The organism is Aestuariivirga sp. (assembly GCF_047602625.1).
Classification (GTDB): Bacteria; Pseudomonadota; Alphaproteobacteria; order Rhizobiales; family Aestuariivirgaceae; genus Aestuariivirga.
Genome location: NZ_JASGGV010000002.1, coordinates 22,120 through 38,304, shown reverse-complemented (window position 1 = coordinate 38,304; position 16,185 = coordinate 22,120). Strand labels below are relative to the sequence as shown.

16 protein-coding genes are annotated in these 16,185 nt (G+C 63.5%); 10 read left to right on the top strand and 6 right to left on the bottom strand.

Annotated features, from left to right (window positions below; translation table 11 throughout):
• Positions 1 to 6: 6 nt before the first annotated feature.
• From QM694_RS04735 to QM694_RS04725, 3 genes are read left to right on the top strand one after another with little or no spacing between them, the layout of a single operon-like run.
• Positions 7 to 2,160, top strand: a complete 2,154-nt coding sequence (locus QM694_RS04735; protein ID WP_415005803.1) for a ComEC/Rec2 family competence protein — start codon at positions 7 to 9, stop codon at positions 2,158 to 2,160.
• 52 nt (positions 2,161 to 2,212) lie between these two features.
• The gene (locus tag QM694_RS04730) at positions 2,213 to 2,503 is read left to right on the top strand and encodes a chorismate mutase (RefSeq protein WP_415005802.1); all 291 of its coding nucleotides are present in this window, start codon (positions 2,213 to 2,215) and stop codon (positions 2,501 to 2,503) included.
• A 6-nt stretch (positions 2,504 to 2,509) separates the two neighbouring features.
• A complete protein-coding gene (locus tag QM694_RS04725; protein ID WP_415005801.1) occupies positions 2,510 to 4,453 on the top strand; it encodes an FAD-dependent oxidoreductase in 1,944 nt (647 codons plus the stop codon).
• A gap of 146 nt (positions 4,454 to 4,599) precedes the next feature.
• On the opposite strand, the gene QM694_RS04720 is transcribed toward QM694_RS04725, so the two are convergent.
• The gene (locus tag QM694_RS04720; protein WP_415005800.1) at positions 4,600 to 5,340 is read right to left on the bottom strand and encodes a TrmH family RNA methyltransferase; all 741 of its coding nucleotides are present in this window, start codon (positions 5,338 to 5,340) and stop codon (positions 4,600 to 4,602) included.
• A gap of 35 nt (positions 5,341 to 5,375) precedes the next feature.
• On the opposite strand from QM694_RS04720, the gene QM694_RS04715 reads away from it, so the two are divergent.
• The gene (locus QM694_RS04715; RefSeq protein ID WP_415005799.1) at positions 5,376 to 7,466 is read left to right on the top strand and encodes a molybdopterin-containing oxidoreductase family protein; all 2,091 of its coding nucleotides are present in this window, start codon (positions 5,376 to 5,378) and stop codon (positions 7,464 to 7,466) included.
• Between the two features lie 110 nt (positions 7,467 to 7,576).
• On the top strand, positions 7,577 to 7,831 hold the full coding sequence (locus tag QM694_RS04710; protein ID WP_415005798.1) for a hypothetical protein: 255 nt from the start codon (positions 7,577 to 7,579) through the stop codon (positions 7,829 to 7,831).
• Positions 7,832 to 7,876: 45 nt separating this feature from the next.
• On the opposite strand, the gene QM694_RS04705 is transcribed toward QM694_RS04710, so the two are convergent.
• Positions 7,877 to 8,821, bottom strand: a complete 945-nt coding sequence (locus tag QM694_RS04705; RefSeq protein WP_415005797.1) for a nucleoside hydrolase — start codon at positions 8,819 to 8,821, stop codon at positions 7,877 to 7,879.
• 121 nt (positions 8,822 to 8,942) lie between these two features.
• Between QM694_RS04705 and QM694_RS04700 the strand changes: the two genes are divergently transcribed.
• Positions 8,943 to 9,656 (top strand): helix-turn-helix transcriptional regulator, encoded by a 714-nt coding sequence (locus QM694_RS04700; RefSeq protein ID WP_415005796.1) that lies wholly within the window; start codon positions 8,943 to 8,945, stop codon positions 9,654 to 9,656.
• Positions 9,657 to 9,846: 190 nt separating this feature from the next.
• Here the strand turns inward: QM694_RS04700 and QM694_RS04695 are convergent, their stop codons facing one another.
• The 4 genes from QM694_RS04695 to purM form a co-directional block, all read right to left on the bottom strand.
• Complete coding sequence (locus QM694_RS04695) at positions 9,847 to 10,176, bottom strand: ArsR/SmtB family transcription factor (RefSeq protein ID WP_415005795.1); 330 nt, start codon at positions 10,174 to 10,176, stop codon at positions 9,847 to 9,849.
• Positions 10,163 to 10,609, bottom strand: a complete 447-nt coding sequence (locus QM694_RS04690) for an SRPBCC family protein (protein ID WP_415005794.1) — start codon at positions 10,607 to 10,609, stop codon at positions 10,163 to 10,165. The genes QM694_RS04695 and QM694_RS04690 overlap by 14 nt, the downstream gene beginning before the upstream one ends.
• Positions 10,610 to 10,859: 250 nt before the next feature.
• Entirely contained in the window at positions 10,860 to 11,441 is a 582-nt protein-coding gene (purN, locus tag QM694_RS04685; RefSeq protein ID WP_415005793.1) for a phosphoribosylglycinamide formyltransferase, read from the bottom strand.
• Positions 11,438 to 12,514, bottom strand: a complete 1,077-nt coding sequence (gene purM, locus QM694_RS04680; protein WP_415005792.1) for a phosphoribosylformylglycinamidine cyclo-ligase — start codon at positions 12,512 to 12,514, stop codon at positions 11,438 to 11,440. The genes purN and purM overlap by 4 nt, the downstream gene beginning before the upstream one ends.
• Positions 12,515 to 12,664: 150 nt before the next feature.
• Here purM and QM694_RS04675 point away from each other — a divergent pair, with 150 nt between their 5' ends.
• From QM694_RS04675 to QM694_RS04660, 4 genes are read left to right on the top strand one after another with little or no spacing between them, the layout of a single operon-like run.
• The gene (locus QM694_RS04675) at positions 12,665 to 13,756 is read left to right on the top strand and encodes a DUF2066 domain-containing protein (RefSeq protein WP_415005791.1); all 1,092 of its coding nucleotides are present in this window, start codon (positions 12,665 to 12,667) and stop codon (positions 13,754 to 13,756) included.
• Positions 13,753 to 14,304 carry a CDP-alcohol phosphatidyltransferase family protein gene (locus QM694_RS04670; RefSeq protein WP_415005790.1) on the top strand — a complete coding sequence of 184 codons (552 nt, stop codon included), beginning with the start codon at positions 13,753 to 13,755 and terminating at the stop codon, positions 14,302 to 14,304. Before QM694_RS04675 ends, QM694_RS04670 begins: the two co-directional genes overlap by 4 nt.
• Complete coding sequence (locus tag QM694_RS04665) at positions 14,301 to 15,431, top strand: AI-2E family transporter (protein WP_415005789.1); 1,131 nt, start codon at positions 14,301 to 14,303, stop codon at positions 15,429 to 15,431. Before QM694_RS04670 ends, QM694_RS04665 begins: the two co-directional genes overlap by 4 nt.
• Positions 15,428 to 16,120, top strand: a complete 693-nt coding sequence (locus QM694_RS04660) for an HdaA/DnaA family protein (RefSeq protein ID WP_415005788.1) — start codon at positions 15,428 to 15,430, stop codon at positions 16,118 to 16,120. Before QM694_RS04665 ends, QM694_RS04660 begins: the two co-directional genes overlap by 4 nt.
• Positions 16,121 to 16,185 lie beyond the last annotated feature (65 nt).

Genomic DNA, 16,185 nt, shown 5'->3' with positions numbered 1-16,185 from the left:
GGAGCCGTGGTGGCCCTTGGCTGGGAAGAGGCCCGCGATGCGCCGGTGCAGGGCGGGCGCATTCGCCTGTGGTTGCAGGAGAGGCTGGCCGAGCAGCAGGGCCGCGCCTTCCTGTGGGCGCCCATCGCGCTCACCTTCGGCATCTGGATTTATTTCGCGCTGATGGTTGAGCCGTCATGGCTCGCACTGTCGCCTCTTGGTGTCATTGCCGCCGCGCTGCTGTGGCTGGGGCGCTTCCGCCCATGGCTGCTGATCGTGGCGCTGGTTCCCGTTGGCCTGCTGCTGGCGAAGGCCGGAGCGGATAATGGCGCAACGCCTGTACTGCGCATGACCATGCCGGAGAAGACCGTCACCGGCACGGTGGAGGATCGCGCGCTCAGCGGCCGGGGGCGGCAGACATTTGTCCTGCGCGTCGAAGCCATCGAAGGCGTTGTTCCGGCCGAGACGCCGCTCAAGCTTCGCATATCGGCCAGTGCGAAGCAGGGCGAGGTGAAGGTGGGCAGCCATGTCTCCTTTAAGGCCTTCCTCGCGCCCTTGCCCACGCCGGTGTTTCCCGGCGGCTTCGATTATGGCCGCCAACTCTGGCTCGATGGCATCGGCGGCACGGGCCGCGCGGTGGGGCCGATCACGGCGAGCACCGATGCGCCGCCATGGAGTCTCTGGCTCGATGCAAAGCTTGAGGATGTGCGCGGCCTCATCGGCGGCCGCATCCGCGCCGTCCTGCAAGGCACCGATGCGGCGATTGCCGAGGCGCTGATCACCGGAGAGCGGAGCGCCATCCCCAAGGATGTGAACCTGTCGTTCCAGATTTCAGGCCTCGCCCATGTCCTCTCGATCTCCGGCCTTCACATGGCATTGGCGGCGGGCGGGGTGTTCTGGCTGGTGCGCGCCATGCTGGCGGCGTTCCCGCGCCTGGCGCTCAATTTCCCGATCAAGAAATGGGCGGCAGCCGCAGCATTGCTGGCCGGATTTTTCTATATGCTGCTGGCAGGCTCGGGCACCGCCACGCAGCGCTCCTATATCATGATCGCCGTCATGTTCTTTGCCATGCTGGTAGACAGGCCCGCCGTGTCGGTCAGGAACCTCGCGCTGGCGGCGGTCATCATCCTCGTGCTGCAGCCCGATGCGGCGATCTCGGCCAGCTTTCAGATGTCTTTCATGGCGGTTCTGGGCCTCACAGCTTTTTACGAATTCTGGCGGGAGTGGAAGCAGCGGCGCGGCGCCGCGCCGGTCGAGCAGCGCCATTGGGGGGCAAAGATCGCGCTCAGGATTGCGGGCGGCGTCGTGGCGGCGCTTGTCACCACCATCATCGCGGGCGCTATGTCGTCGATCCCGGCGGCCTATCATTTCGGCAGGCTGTCGCCCTACAGCATTCTGGGCAATGGGCTGGCGCTGCCAGTCATCAGCCTCATCATTATGCCTTCGGCGCTCGCCTCGGTGATCCTCATGCCGCTGGGGCTTGAACACTGGCCGCTGTGGCTCATGGGCAAGGGCATCGCGTTGATGATGGCGATCTCGGACTGGGTGGCGCATCTCCCCGATGCGGCGCTGCTGGTGCCGCAGCTTCCCGCCCTCAATGCCATCACCCTTGCCACGGGCGCGGCGCTGTTCTGCCTGCTGCGCGGGCGCTTGCGGCTGGTGGGGCCGGTGATTGCACTTTCCGCCGTCCTCATGCCCCATGCCGCGGCCTTGCCCGATATTCTGGTGGACCGCACGGGCGTCACCATGGCGTTCCGCAATGAGGCGGGTGATCTCGTCCCCGCGCCGGGCCGCAAGGGGCGCTTCTCGGTCGAGAAATGGCTGGTGGCCAATGGCGATGAAACGCCGCCCGCCGAAGCCGTGAAGCGCGTCGGCTGGGCCTGCGATCAAACCGCCTGCACGGCAAAAGTTTCCGGCAAGGCGCTGGCCTTCTGGCGGGTGGAAAATTCCCCCGGCGCCTGCGACGGCATCGACATTCTCATCGCCGCCTTCCCCTTGCGGCGGGCGTGCCCCGACATTCCCATCCGCATTGACCGCTTCGACCTGTGGCGGAACGGCGCGCATGGCATTCGCATTGCAGGGGATGATACGCTAACGGTTGAAACGGCACGCGGCCTTGCGGGCGACAGGCCATGGTCGCAGAAGCCGCTGCCGCGCAAAGGACCCTATGTGAAGCGATGACGCGACTCTCTTACGCATTGCCGTTCAGAACCCCGGTTGGCAGGAGAGCGCCATGACCCCTCAGCCCACCAGCATGGCCGATATCCGCCGCGAGATCGACCGCATCGACGAGCAGTTGATCAAGCTTCTCGCCGAGCGGCAGCGCTGCGTTGAAGCGGCGATCGTCGTGAAGAAGCGCGAGAACATTCCCGCCCGCGTGCCGGAACGCTTCGACCGCGTCATCGACAATGTGCGCGTGCTGGCGCGCGCCCACAAGGTTGATCCCGCCATGGTGGAGGCGATGTGGACCGAGATGGTGGAGTGGTTCATCGCCCATGAAGAACGCACCCTGGGCAAGGGCTGAGCGCCGGTGTTCCCCAACCTGTTCTCGCCCTACACGCTCAAGGGCACCGAAATCCGCAACCGCATCATGTCCACGGGCCATGATACCTATCTGCCCGAAGCCGGACTGCCGTCCGAGGCTCTGATCGCCTACCACCGTGCGCGCGCCAAAGGCGGCGCGGGGCTCATCGTCATCCAGGTGGTGGGCGTCCATGAAACGGCGCGCTACACCGAAAGCCTGCTGATGGCGTCTGATGATGACGCGATCCCGCTCTACCGCGGCCTCTTCAATGCCATTCACGATCAGGGGGCGCGCTGTTTCGTACAGCTCTTTCATCCCGGCCGTGAACTGGTGGGCCGTCCCGATGGCGTGCTGCAACCCGCTTTCGCGCCGTCCCATGCACCGTCTGAACGCTTCAAGGTGGTGCCGCGCGCCATGTCCACGTCGCTGATCGGCGAGATCATCGATGGTTACGGCCAGGCAGCGCGGCGCATGGCGGAAGTAGGGGCCGATGGCGTGGAGATCATCGCCAGCCACGGCTATCTCCCGGCACAATTCATGAACGCGCAGGTGAATGTGCGCGAAGACGCCTATGGCGGGTCCTTCGACAACCGCCTGCGCTTCACGCGCGAGGCGATTGCGGCGGTCAGGGCCTCGGTCCCGCCGGAGTTCATCGTCGGCCTTCGCCTGTCGGGCGATGAGCATGATGAAACCGGCATGACCGAAGACACCACACTCTCGATCTTCCGGTCGCTCGCCCCCGAGCTTGACTATCTGAACGTCATTGCCGGAACCTCCGCCACGCCCTCGGGTGCGGCGCATATCGTTCCCTCGATGGCCAATGCCCATGGCTATGTCGCGCCCTATGCGCAGAAGGTGAAGCAGGCGACGGGCAAGCCCGTCTTCGTGGCGGGCCGCATCAACCAGCCGCAAGTGGCGGAGCAGATTCTCGCCGATGGCGCGGCGGATATGTGCGGCATGACGCGCGCCATGATCTGCGATCCCGAAATGGCCAACAAGGCGAAAGCGGGCAGGGTGGATGACATCCGCGCCTGCATCGGCTGCAACCAGGCCTGCATCGGCCATTTCCAGTTGGGCATCCCCATCTCCTGCATCCAGCATCCCGAGACGGGCCGCGAAATGCTCTATGACGCCAAGCCCCATGTGGCGAAGCAGAAGCGCATCATGGTGGTGGGCGGCGGCCCTGCTGGCCTCAAAGCCGCTGCCGTTGCCGCCGAGCGCGGGCACAGCGTCGATCTCTATGAGCGCGACGGGCAGACGGGCGGGCAGGCGAGGCTGGCGCAGCTTCTTCCCACCCGCGCCGAATTCGGCGGCATCGCCACCAATCTCACGGCGGAAGCCGAGCGTTACGGCGCGCGCATTCACCGCCGTCACGCCATCACGGCTGCCTTCATCGAAAGCGAAAAACCCGATGCGGTGATCCTCGCCACCGGCAGCCGCCCGCACATTCCGCCGATGGAAGGCGAGGCGGCGCAGATGGTCCATGCCGTGGACATTCTCGCAGGCCGCGCCCGCACGGGCCCCCGCGCCGTGGTTTACGACTGGCATGGCGAATGGACGGGGGCGGGCATTGCCGAAAAGCTGGCGGGCGAGGGCGTGCAAGTGCGGATGGCGGTCAACGCCGCATCGGCTGCGGCCAGCGTCCAGCTTTACGTGCGCTTTGAAATCATCGGCCGCCTGCACAAGGCGGGTGTGGAGGTGCTGCCATATCTCAGGCTTTATGGTGCCGATGGCACGACGGGCTATTTCATCCACACGCCATCGCGCGAGGCTGTGGTGCTGGAGGACATGGACACCCTCGTCCTCGCCGCCCCCAACATCCCCGAGGATGATCTCTCCGAAGCTGTGAAGGCCATGGGAATCCCCGTCCACCTCGCCGGCGATTGCCTCAGCCCCCGCACGGCGGAAGAGGCGGTTTATGAAGGCATGATGGCAGGCTTCGCGGTTTAACTCCCTTTACCTGTCACACCGGCGAAAGCCGGTGCCCAGGCTAGCCATCGGTGTGCGGGTTGAAAGTCTGGGTCCCGGCATCAGCCGGGAAGACAGGTGAAGGAAAGCTGTTTCTCCCAGCAACGCGGACAGGGAGGACTTACGCATCACTTTGGCTTCGCAATCTCATACAGCATGAGACCCGTCGCAATCGCGAGGTTGAGGGACTCCGGCCCCTGCCGCATCGGGATGCGGACGAGGCGCGAACAGGCCTTGGCCAGCTCCCCGGAAAGCCCGGCCCCTTCGCTGCCCATCACCAGAAGCGCAGGGCTCCGGTAGGCACCGCGATAATCCCGCTCACCCTCCAGATGCGTGCCCACGCAATCACCCGGCCACGCACGGCAGAGCGCGATCAACTCCTGAACACTCATCCGCAGCAGCGGCACGGCGAAGATCGAGCCCATGGTGGCGCGCACGCAGTCCGGCCCCCAGGGATCGCAACTGTTGCCGGCCAGAATCACCCCCTCGGCCCCCACCGCATCCGCCGTGCGCAGGATCGTCCCGAGGTTGCCGGGATCGCGCACATCCTCCAGCGCCAGCCACAACCCGCTTTGCGAAACCTTCTCCGCCCACCGCTGCGCATAGATTGCGAGCAGGGAAGGCGGATTGTTCTGTGCACTGAGGGTTGCCATCACTTGTGGGCTCACCTCCAGCGTCACCTGCTGGCCCAGATCGGGCGGCCTGCCGGTGCTGACCAGCGTTTGCGGCAGCCAGCCCATGTCCTTGGCGCGGGCCAGCACCTTTTCGCCCTCGGCCACGAAAAGCCCCTGTTCCGCCCGGTGTTTTTTCTGGGCGAGGGCGCGGATCGCCTTGATGGCGGGGTTCTGGGCTGATGTGAGAAGCGGCATGACGGTGAGTTTAGCTTCCGCTATATTCCCCGTCCATGAACATGCTGCCCAACATCAAGATCGGCAAATCCGTCTGCCCGCATGATTGCCCCTCCGCCTGCGCGCTCGACGTGGAAGTGCTGGACGAGCGCACCATCGGCCGCGTCCGGGGATCGAAGGAAAATTCCTATACGCTGGGCGTCATCTGCGAAAAAGTGAGCCGCTATGCCGAGCGCATCCACCACCCGGACCGCCTGCTTCATCCGCTGAAGCGCAAGGGCCCCAAGGGCTCGGGCGAATTCCAGCCCATCTCCTGGGACGATGCGATGGGCGAAACGGCGGAAGCCTTTCTCAAGGCCGAGGCCGAATATGGCGCCGAAGCCGTGTGGCCTTACTTCTACGCCGGCACCATGGGCTTCGTGATGCGGGACGGCATCAACCGCCTCCGCCATGCCAAGGGCTATTCGCGGCTTTATGACACCTTCTGCGTGGCGCTGTCGTGGGCTGGCTACAAGGCGGGCACCGGCAAGCTGTCGGGGCTTGATCCGCGCGAGATGCACAAGTCCGACCTGATCGTCATCTGGGGCGGCAATCCGGTGAATACGCAGGTCAACGTGATGACCCATGTGCAGCTTGCCCGCAAGGCGCGCGGCACCAAGGTCGCCTGCGTCGACATCTATGAAACCGGCACCATGAAGCAGGCCGACATCAAAATGATCATTCGTCCGGGTACGGACGGTGCGCTGGCCTGCGCGGTGATGCATGTGCTGTTCCGCGACGGTCATGCGGATTGGGACTATCTCGAAAAATACACCGACGCGCCGCGCGAATTCGAGGCGCATCTGAAAACCCGCACGCCCGAATGGGCCTCCGCCATCACCGGCGCAACCGTGGCCGAGATCGAGGCCTTCGCTAGGGCGATCGGCGAAACGAAGCGCAGCTTCTTCCGCATCGGCTATGGCTTCACGCGCTCGCGCAATGGTGCTGTCAACATGCACGCCGTCACCTGCATTCCCGCCGTCACCGGGGCATGGGCGCATGAGGGCGGCGGGGCGCTGCATTCCAACAGCGGCATGTACAAGTTCAACAAGACGATGATCGAGGGGCTGGATGTGGCGAAGCCCGGCATCCGCGCCATCGACCAGAGCCGCATCGGCCCGGCGCTCCTCAACGATCCTTACGACCTCCGGGGCGGCCCGCCGGTCAAGGCGATGATTTTCCAGAACACCAACCCGGCCTGCGTCGCGCCCGACCAGACGAAGGTGAAGCAGGGGCTGGCGCGCGAGGATCTCTTCACCTGCGTGCATGAGCAGTTCATGACCGAGACGGCGAAATTCGCCGACATCGTCATCCCTGCCACCATGTTCCTCGAGCATGACGATCTCTATCAGGGCGGCGGCCACAGCCACATTCTCTATGGCCGCAAGCTCGTCGATGCGCCGGGCGAATGCCGCAACAACCATGAGGTCATCTGCGATCTGGCCAGGCGTGTCGGCGCGGAGCATCCAGGCTTCGCCATGAGCCCGCGCGAGCTGATCAGCTGGACGCTCGATCACTCGCACCGCCCCGGCCTTGACGTGTTCGACGCGGAAAATTTCGTCGATGTACCGCAGGAGTTCGACAAGGCGCATTCGCTTGATGGCTTCGGCTTCGCGGACCAGAAATTCCGCTTCCGGCCGGACTGGCAGGCCACGCGCTACAAGGATGGCCTCGGCCCCTTCGGCCCCGTGGACGAGATGCCGAAATTCCCCGACCATTGGGGGGTGATCGAGGAGCGCACCGAGGATTATCCCTTCCGCCTCGCCACCAGCCCGGCCCGCACATTTCTCAATTCCACCTTCAATGAAACGCCGTCCTCCATCAAGCGCGAGGGCAGGCCCGGCGTCATGGCGCACCCCGATGATCTCGCGGCGCTGAACATCGCGGAAGGCGACCGCGTGCGGGTGGGCAGCGCGCGCGGCAGCGTGGTGCTGCATGCGAAAGCCAATCCGGGCTTGCGGCGCGGCGTGCTCATCGCCGAGGGCATCTGGCCCAATGATGCCCATGAAGAAGGAAACGGCATCAATACGCTCACGGGCTGCGACCAGCCCGCGCCTGCGGCCGGCGGCTGTTTTCACGACAACCGGGTGTGGATGCGCCCGGCCTGAACATGAATGGCGGATGAACGGCGGGCTCAGGTAGCGCTCAGCCGGGAACTTGTAATGTGGCTTCCAGGTTCACACTTGGGGCGCATTCACAGGCCCCGCCGGAGAGACTGATGAAGCGCCTGACATTCATGCTGATCGCCGCCGTGCTGGTGGTCGCCACCGCCGCCACCACCGTTACGGCCTTCGCCACGGTCAAGAAAATCCCGCGCAATGCCGTCTCGGAGCAGGTCGGTGATAACGTGAACGACAGTTCGCAGCTCATCAACCGCCAGAAACTGCCGAAATATACGAACCCGGATGTCATCCAGCGCGCGCCTGCACCAGCCCCCGTGCCGCCACCGCCAGCCCCGCTGCCGCCGGGTTAACCTCTTTACCCTTCTCCCCGCGTCCCGCGTGGAGAAGGGTGAAAATCACGGCAGCTTGCCAATCCGCTCCGTCAGCAGCGTGAAAAATCCATCGGCATCAAGGCTGCGGATCACCGTGGCGTTGGGCGCGCGGCCGGTCACGCGCCACCAGTCCACCACCGTCATGCCCATGGTGAGTTCCGACTCGCATTCGATCGCCACATTCACATGGCGGCCCTGGAACAGCTCCGGCTTCAGCAGCCAGGCGATCACGCAGGGGTCATGCAGCGGGCCGCCGTCGGTGCCGTATTTCTGCTCGTCGAAGCGCTCGAAGAAATCGAGAAGTGCCGCCGTCGCCTGGCCGGACCTGTTGTTCATGGCGCGGAAGGCCGCCACGCGCTTCGCCGTGGTCAGCGCCTGGTGCGTGCAGTCCAGCGGAATGAGCGTGATGGGAATGCCGGACTCGAACACCATCCGCGCCGCCTGCGGATCGACATAGATGTTGAACTCGGCGGCGGGCGTCACGTTGCCGCCCTCGAAATAGCCCCCGCCCATCGCCACGATCTGCTTGATGCGGGGGGCGATGCGTGGCTCCTGCACCAGCGCAAGCGCGATGTTGGTGAGAGGCCCCAGCGTCGCCAGCGTCACCGTGCCGGCCTCGCGGGCCATCAGCGTGTCGATGATATAGTCCACCGCATATTGCGTTTGCAGCGGCATGGTGGGCGCGGGCAGGGTGGGGCCGTCCATGCCGGTTTTGCCGTGCAAATATTCCGCTGTCACCAGCGGGCGCAGCATGGGCTGCACCGCCCCGGCATAAACCTTGATGTCGGGCCTTCCGGCAAGCTCGCAGATCTTGCGCGCATTCACTTCGGTGAGCGCCACCGGCACGTTGCCCGCCACCGCGGTGATCCCCAGCACCTCGATCTCAGGCGAGGCGAGGGCGAGAAGAATTGCCACGGCATCGTCCTGCCCGGGATCGGTATCGATAATGATGGGAAGCGGCTTGGTCATGAGGCACCCTGTACGAATCGAGCCTCCTTTTAGTCGAGGCCCCCTTGCCGGGGCAACGCCGGAGCCTCATGCTGCCACGCTGCTGACAGTTTCTGACAGGAAGGCACTCTAGCCTCTGCCCATGCGACGCGCTGAACGATTGCTGCAATTGATCCAGATCCTCCGCCGCCACCGCCGCCCGGTGACGGGCGAGGTGATCGCGGCAGAGCTTGAGGTGTCGCTCCGCACCGTCTACCGCGACATCGCGGCGCTGATCGCCGACCGCGTTCCCATCCGGGGCGAAGCGGGCATTGGCTATGTGCTGGGCGATGGCTTCGACCTGCCGCCCCTGATGTTCACGCCCGATGAGCTTGAGGCGGTGATGCTGGGGCTTCGCTGGGTGGCGCGGCGGGGGGATCAGGATTTGTCCCGCGCCGCGCAGGATACGGTGGCCAAGATCGGCTCGGTGCTGCCCGAGAAGCTGCGCCCCTTCCTCTTCGATGCGGCGCTGCTCGTGCCGCCGCATTTCCGGCTGGTGGAGGATCGCGTGAACGTCGCGCTGTTGCGCAGCGCCATCCGCGAAGGCCGCAAGGTGAAGCTCGGCTATCGCACCGAAGAGGGCCGCGAGACGGAGCGGATGATCTGGCCCTTTGCGGTTGCCTATTTCGATGCCCAGCGCCTCATCGTCGCATGGTGCGAATTGCGCCAGGCCTTCCGCTCCTTCCGCACCGACCGCATGATCACCATGGCGGTTCTCGACGAGCGCTATCCCGCCCGCCGCAAGGCGCTTCTCAAACAGTGGCAGGAAGAATCAAAGAAAGCCGGAGACATGCCGCAGGTAGACGTCTTCGCGTAAGCTCTCCGTCTTCCCTCCGCGCGAGCGGGGGGAAGAAGGGGACCCATCGCGCAAGCGATGGGGGAGAAGAGGGGCACCCGGTCTCTTTGTGAGAACATCCGTTCGCCCCTCTCCTATCCCATCGCGTTGCGATGGGCCCCTTTCCTCTCCCCGATAAATCGGGGAGAGGACGTTTTGACAGGCAATGTGTTCAATTCCCTTCCACGAACATCTTCAGCCGTCCCAGCGCATCGTCCCACTGGCGGGACATGGCGGCGAGATAGTCGCGGGCACCTTCCAGAGGTTCGGGCACCAGCGTGAAACGGTTCTCGCGGCCCACCTTCACACCCCGCACCACGCCCGCATCCTCCAGCACGCGGAGATGCTTGGTCACCGCCTGCCGCGTGAGATCGGTGCGCTCGCTCAGCCGGGTGATCGATTGCGGCTCGCCCTCGCTGAGGCGGGTCAGCATGGCAAGGCGCGTGCGGTCGCCCAGTGCGGCGAAGAGCGTGGCGTTGGCTGAAATGTCAGGACTTGGCATAGGCTTTGATATTCTTCATCTGCCCCTCCCAGCCGCCGGTGTTCATGCGGAACGCTTCCGGGCGGCGGTGGGCGGGAACCTTGTCAAAGCCCGATTCCACCACCTTCAGCAATGTGCCATCGGCCATCGGCGTGAGCGTGAACTCGACCAGCGTGGGGTCTTCCACCGAATAGTCGAAATCGGGATCGCTGGGGTAGGGGTGCCACGCATAGGCGAAATAGGTTTCGGGCGTGATCTTCCGCACCATGACGACGAATTTCAGGTGGTCATAGCCGGGAATGGTCACCTTGCCGTTCGAGGTCTTTCCCTCCACGAAGGGCTTGTCGATTTTGGCACGGAACCAGGTGCTGAACTGCGTGTGATCGGTCAGCGCCTTCCACACGCGCGACGGGCTGGCGTTGATGGTGATCTCTTTTTCGATGCGGTCAGACATTTGCAACTCCTTGGTTGCGCGTGATGTAACACCGATTTTTCATTTACGCAACTAAAAAGTTGCTCGTTGTCATCTTGAGAAATTGACAGAGTCAATTTGCCAAGCCTCGCGCAGGCATCCTTACACCAACAAAAATGCATGTTTTTTGCATCGTTTCACGCCGCAAAAACGCGGAAATGCATCGAAAAATCGCAGCGAAATCAGCGTAGGAATATGTTCCACGTGAAACATCGGCGCGCAAAATCCGCCGCTAGTTTTTCACGCGCTCCGCCACCAGTGCGAGCGCCTGCGGATAGATGCGGTGCTCTTCCACCAGCACCCGCGCCGCCAGTTTGTCCGCCGTATCGCCCGGCAGCACCGGCACCCTGGCCTGCAGCACGATCGGCCCGTCATCCAGTTCATCGGTCACGAGATGCACCGTGCAACCATGTTCCGTGGCGCCATCGGCCAGCGCCCGCTCATGCGTGTGAAGCCCCTTGTAGGCGGGCAGCAGGGAGGGGTGAATGTTCAGCATCCGGCCGGGAAAGCGGCGGATCAGGGCAGGGGTGATGATCCGCATGAAGCCCGCGCAGGCAACAATATCAACCTGCTGGCTTTGCAGATAATCGCCCAAAGCGCGGTCAAACGCCTCGCGCGAGGCGTAAGCCTTGTGGTCGATCACTTGCGTTGCGATGCCATTTGCTTCGGCAAAGGCAAGGCCCGCCGCATCGGCGCGGTTGCTCACCACGCAGACGATGTCCGCCGGACAATCAGCGGCTTTCGCCGCCTCCACCAGCGCCATCATGTTGGACCCGCGCCCCGAGATCAGGACGCCAACCCGCGCCTTCTTCATTTCACGGAAAGCGCGCCGGTCACGGCCACCTGCGCCTCATCGCCCTTGCGCTTGCGGATCGCGCCCAGCGTGACAACCGTTTCGCCCGACTTTTTGAACCGCGCCGCAATGGCCTTCGCTTCTTTCGCGTCCACCACCACGATCATGCCGATGCCGCAGTTGAAGGTGCGCAGCATTTCCCGCTCATCCACGCCGCCCTGGTCCTGAAGCCATTGAAAAACAGGCGTGAAAGGTACTTCCGACAGATTGATCTCCGCCACCGTCTTCTTCGGAAGCACGCGCGGAATATTCTCCAGAAAACCGCCGCCCGTGATGTGCGCCAGCGCCTTGATGCCCTTTGACGCCTTCAGCGCCTTGAGGACCGGCTTCACATAAATCCGCGTCGGCGCCAGCAGCGCCTCGCCAAGGCTTTGTGTGGGCGAGAAGGGCGCCGCATCGGTGTATTTGACGCCGCTCATCTCAACGAGCCTCCGCACCAGCGAGTAGCCGTTGGAATGAGGTCCGGAGGACGCAAGGCCAAGGATCACGTCGCCCGCGCCCACATCCTTGCGGGGCAGCAGTTTCTTGCGCTCGGCAGCGCCCACCGCGAAGCCCGCGAGATCATAGTCCGCCCCGTGATACATGCCGGGCATTTCCGCTGTCTCGCCGCCGATCAGCGCGCAGCCCGCCTGCTTGCAGCCATCGGCAATGCCGGCAATCACCTCACGCGCCGCCGCCACGTCAAGCTTTCCGGTGGCGAAATAATCGAGGAAGAACAAAGGTTCCGCGCCCTGCACGATCAGGTCGTTCACCGACATGGCAACGAGGTCGATCCCCACGCCGTGATGCCGTCTCGTCTCGATGGCAAGCCTCAGCTTGGTGCCCACGCCGTCATTGGCGGCCACCAGAACCGGGTCCTTGAAGCCGCAGGCCTTGAGGTCGAACAGCCCGCCAAAGCCCCCAAGCGCCGAATCGGCTCCCTTGCGGCGGGTGGATTTGGCCAGGGGCTTGATCGCCTCGACCAGGGCATTGCCGGCGGAGATATCCACGCCCGCATCGGCATAGGTGACGCCGTTCCGTTTTGCTTGTTTCACGCCGCCCATGCCGCTAGTTTGCCCCAATTCTCGTGTGGTTATGCGCCAAGCGGCGTGCATAGCCCGAAGCGCTTGCCGAATAAAGCGTGTTCAGTTACGGCACGGCCCTCCCGAAGGCGGAAGGCCGCGGGCTGTGGAGTGACGACTGGTATGACGGTTCGAGGCCTTTCAGGGCCAATTCTGGCTTCGCTGCTGATGGTGTATGGCTTGGGCGCGGCGTGGGCAGCAGGGCCTGTCGAAACTAATATCTTCGCCGTGCAGGGCGTGCCCGTGGACGTCACCAGCACCGACGCGACGGCGGCCAAGAATCAGGCGCTGATGGATGTGCAGGTGAAGGCCTTCTTCATGCTCGTCTCGCGGCTTGGGTCTGACGACATCGCCAAGTCACTCGCCAAGATGAAACCTGCGGAGATCGCGCCCTATCTGAAATCGCTGTCGATCGAGCAGGAAACCTCGGCCCCCGGGCGCTACATCGGCACCTTCACCGTGCGCTTCATGCCCGACAAGATGCAGAAGCTGCTGGGCGGCTTCAATATTCACGTACCGACCAAGCAGTCAGACCCGCTGGTGATCCTGCCGGTGTTCCGCGATCCGTCCGGCTCGAAGCTCTGGGAGGACAATCCCTGGCGCAAGGCATGGCTTGATCTTCATGCCGAACAGTCTCTTGTTCCAGTCATCGTTCCGCTGGGCGATTTCGACGACACCAGCACGCTCACCGCTGAAGACGCCTTGAACGATGATCCGATCAAGATCGAGGCGATCCGCAAACGCTATGAATCGCCCAGTATTCTGGTGGCGGTAGCGGAGCCCGCGGAGGGCGGCGGCCTGCATGTGGTGATGGTGGGCGACACGAAGCTCGGCCATATGCAGTTCAACAAGGTCTATACCGCCGATGACGGCACCATTGCCGGAGCTGCAGCGCAGGCTGCCGAGCGCATCCACCAGCTGATGATCGACAAATACAAGGCGGATGAGGACAAGATCGCCGCCGCCGATAATACGCCCCACACCCTGTCGGTGACTGTGCCGTTCGGCAGCCCTACGGAATGGAATTCCATCCGCGCCCGCATCCTCTCGACGCCCAATGTGATGAATGTGGATGTCTCGACGCTCTCCATCGACGGCGCGGTGATCAAGCTGCTCTACCGCTCATCGGTGGATGCGCTGCAGTCCAACATGCAGAAAACAGGGCTTGTTTTGTCGCAGAACGGGCAGAACTGGTTTATCCAGCCCACCCTATGAACCTTCCTAACCTCATCACCATCGGACGCATTGTGCTGGTGCCGGTGACGGTGTGGCTGATACTGACCCGTTCCTATGACTGGGCCTTTTTCGCCTTCCTCGTGGCAGGCGCGAGCGACGCGGTGGACGGCTTTCTGGCCAGGCGCCTCAAGATGCGCTCCAGCCTTGGCGCCCATCTCGATCCCATTGCCGACAAGCTGCTGCTCGTCTCGGTCTATGTGGCGCTGGCCATCTTGCGCGAACTGCCAGCCTGGCTGGTGATCCTCGTGGTGGCCCGTGACGTGTTGATCGTGGGCGCCGTGCTGCAGTCATGGATGATGGCGAGGCCGCTCGTCATCAAGCCGCTGTTGGTGAGCAAGGCGAATACCGCCATGCAGATCGTCTTCATCGTGGCGATGCTGGGCGGGCTCGCCTTCGATCTCAACTCTGCTGTCTTGAGGCATGCGGGCGAAATCCTCGTCGCAATCTTGACCGTGCTGTCGGGCGGCGCTTACCTGATGGAGTGGCTGGGCCACATGGGCAATGAGAGGGAAACCGGCCGCGGATGACATTGCAACGGCAAATCGGCTTCTGGATCGGCGCGCTGCTGTTCGTGGTGCTCGCGCTGTGGCTGCTGAGCCCCATCCTGCTGCCCTTCCTCGCTGGCCTAGCGCTGGCCTATTTTCTCGATCCCGTGGCCGACTGGCTGGAGCGCCGAGGCCTGCCGCGCCTTGCCGCCACTATGCTTATCCTGATCGCCGCTGTGCTGGTGGTCGTTCTGGCGCTGGTCGTTCTCATTCCGGCGGTGGGAAACCAGCTCGCCAAGCTCGCCGCCGACCTGCCGAATATGCTGAAAGGCGTAACAGAGCAATTCGACCAGTTGGCGCCGCAATGGCTCAAGGACCTCATCGCCTCGACCGGTACCGATGTGCAAGGCAACCTCTCGGATATCGCGTCCAAGGGGCTGACCCTGTTCATTACGCTATTCTCTTCCGTCATCTCCGGCAGCATGGCGGTGGTGAACGTCGTTTCGCTGCTGATCGTGACGCCGATCGTGGCATTCTATCTGCTCGCCGACTGGGACAGGATGGTAGCAATCATCGACGGCTGGCTGCCACGTGATCATGCCGAAACCATCCGCGCCATCTTCCGTGACATTGACACGTCGCTGGCGGGCTTTATTCGCGGGCAAGGAACGGTCTGCCTGCTGCTCGGCACGTTCTATGCCGTCGGGCTGTCGCTCGCCGGGTTGAAATTCGGCTTGGCGATTGGCATCGTCGCTGGGGCTTTGACCTTCATTCCCTATGCCGGCGCTCTGATTGGCGGCGTGCTGGCCATCGGCGTGGCGATTTTTCAGTTCATGCCGGATTACATGAGCATCCTAATCGTGGTGGGCGTCTTCGCTCTGGGCCAGTTTATCGAGGGCAATATCCTGTCGCCCAAGCTCGTTGGCGAAAGCATCGGTCTTCATCCCGTATGGCTGATGTTTGCGCTATTCGCGTTCGGTTACATTTTCGGCTTCGTGGGGTTGTTGCTGGCTGTGCCGCTCGCGGCAGTGACGGGCGTTCTGGTGCGCTTTGCGTTGGGGAAATATCTCCATTCAAATCTTTATCTCGGAACAGATAAGGGGCCTGAAGCGCTGCCGCCGCCTGCTCCCTCTGAAATCAGGAAACCGGCAAAGCGCCGCGTCAAATGACACCGTCCCGCCAGCTTGTGCTGGAGCTTCCGCACCGCGCCGCATTCGGGCGCGAGGATTTTCTGGTCACCGATTCAAATGCTGCCGCGGTGGCAATGATCGACCGCTGGCCGGATTGGCCCGCCCATGGCGTGGTGCTGGTGGGACCATCGGGCAGCGGTAAGTCGCATCTGGTGGAGGTGTGGCGCGCGCGCTCGCAGGCCACGCGCATAGCCGCTTCCGAACTGACGCTTGCAATGGTACCGGAGATTGTTGCGTCGGGTGCCGTGGCCATAGAGGATGCGCCGTCGGAGCTTGATGAAGCCGCGCTATTCCATCTGCTCAATGCCGCGCGGGCCGAGGGCGCGCAAGTGCTGATCACCAGCGAGGCGCTGCCGTTGGGCTGGAGCCTCCGCATTCCCGATCTCCTCTCACGCCTCAAGGCCCTGCCGGTTGCCCAACTGGGCGCGCCTGATGATGCGCTGCTGCGTGGCGTGCTGGTGAAGCTGTTTGCCGACCGGCAATTGGCGGTGGAGGAGGCGGTGATTTCCTATCTGCTACTCCGCATGCCCCGCCAGCTTGCCGCCGCCAACGCCATTGTCAGCGAGATTGACCGCAAGGCGCTGGAGGAGAAAGCGGGCGTTACCAGGCCTTTCGTGTCACGGGTACTCCAGGGCTTCACGGAACCCGGCTTTTCTGATGAGGATTGAGTCCCAAGGCCGGGCTTCATCCCATCGTCATATCGGCGTAATATCGGCAGGCCGACCGGCATTTT

Bases quoted from the DNA above. Each gene is read 5' to 3' on its own strand.
- QM694_RS04730 (WP_415005802.1), top strand. From the start codon at position 2,213: ATGACCCCTCAGCCCACCAGCATGGCCGATATCCGCCGCGAGATCGAC.
- QM694_RS04720 (WP_415005800.1), bottom strand. From the start codon at position 5,340: ATGCCGCTTCTCACATCAGCCCAGAACCCCGCCATCAAGGCGATCCGC.
- QM694_RS04715 (WP_415005799.1), top strand. From the start codon at position 5,376: ATGAACATGCTGCCCAACATCAAGATCGGCAAATCCGTCTGCCCGCAT.
- QM694_RS04710 (WP_415005798.1), top strand. From the start codon at position 7,577: ATGAAGCGCCTGACATTCATGCTGATCGCCGCCGTGCTGGTGGTCGCC.
- QM694_RS04705 (WP_415005797.1), bottom strand. From the start codon at position 8,821: ATGACCAAGCCGCTTCCCATCATTATCGATACCGATCCCGGGCAGGAC.
- QM694_RS04700 (WP_415005796.1), top strand. From the start codon at position 8,943: ATGCGACGCGCTGAACGATTGCTGCAATTGATCCAGATCCTCCGCCGC.
- QM694_RS04695 (WP_415005795.1), bottom strand. From the start codon at position 10,176: ATGCCAAGTCCTGACATTTCAGCCAACGCCACGCTCTTCGCCGCACTG.
- QM694_RS04690 (WP_415005794.1), bottom strand. From the start codon at position 10,609: ATGTCTGACCGCATCGAAAAAGAGATCACCATCAACGCCAGCCCGTCG.
- purN (WP_415005793.1), bottom strand. From the start codon at position 11,441: ATGAAGAAGGCGCGGGTTGGCGTCCTGATCTCGGGGCGCGGGTCCAAC.
- QM694_RS04675 (WP_415005791.1), top strand. From the start codon at position 12,665: ATGACGGTTCGAGGCCTTTCAGGGCCAATTCTGGCTTCGCTGCTGATG.
- QM694_RS04670 (WP_415005790.1), top strand. From the start codon at position 13,753: ATGAACCTTCCTAACCTCATCACCATCGGACGCATTGTGCTGGTGCCG.
- QM694_RS04665 (WP_415005789.1), top strand. From the start codon at position 14,301: ATGACATTGCAACGGCAAATCGGCTTCTGGATCGGCGCGCTGCTGTTC.
- QM694_RS04660 (WP_415005788.1), top strand. From the start codon at position 15,428: ATGACACCGTCCCGCCAGCTTGTGCTGGAGCTTCCGCACCGCGCCGCA.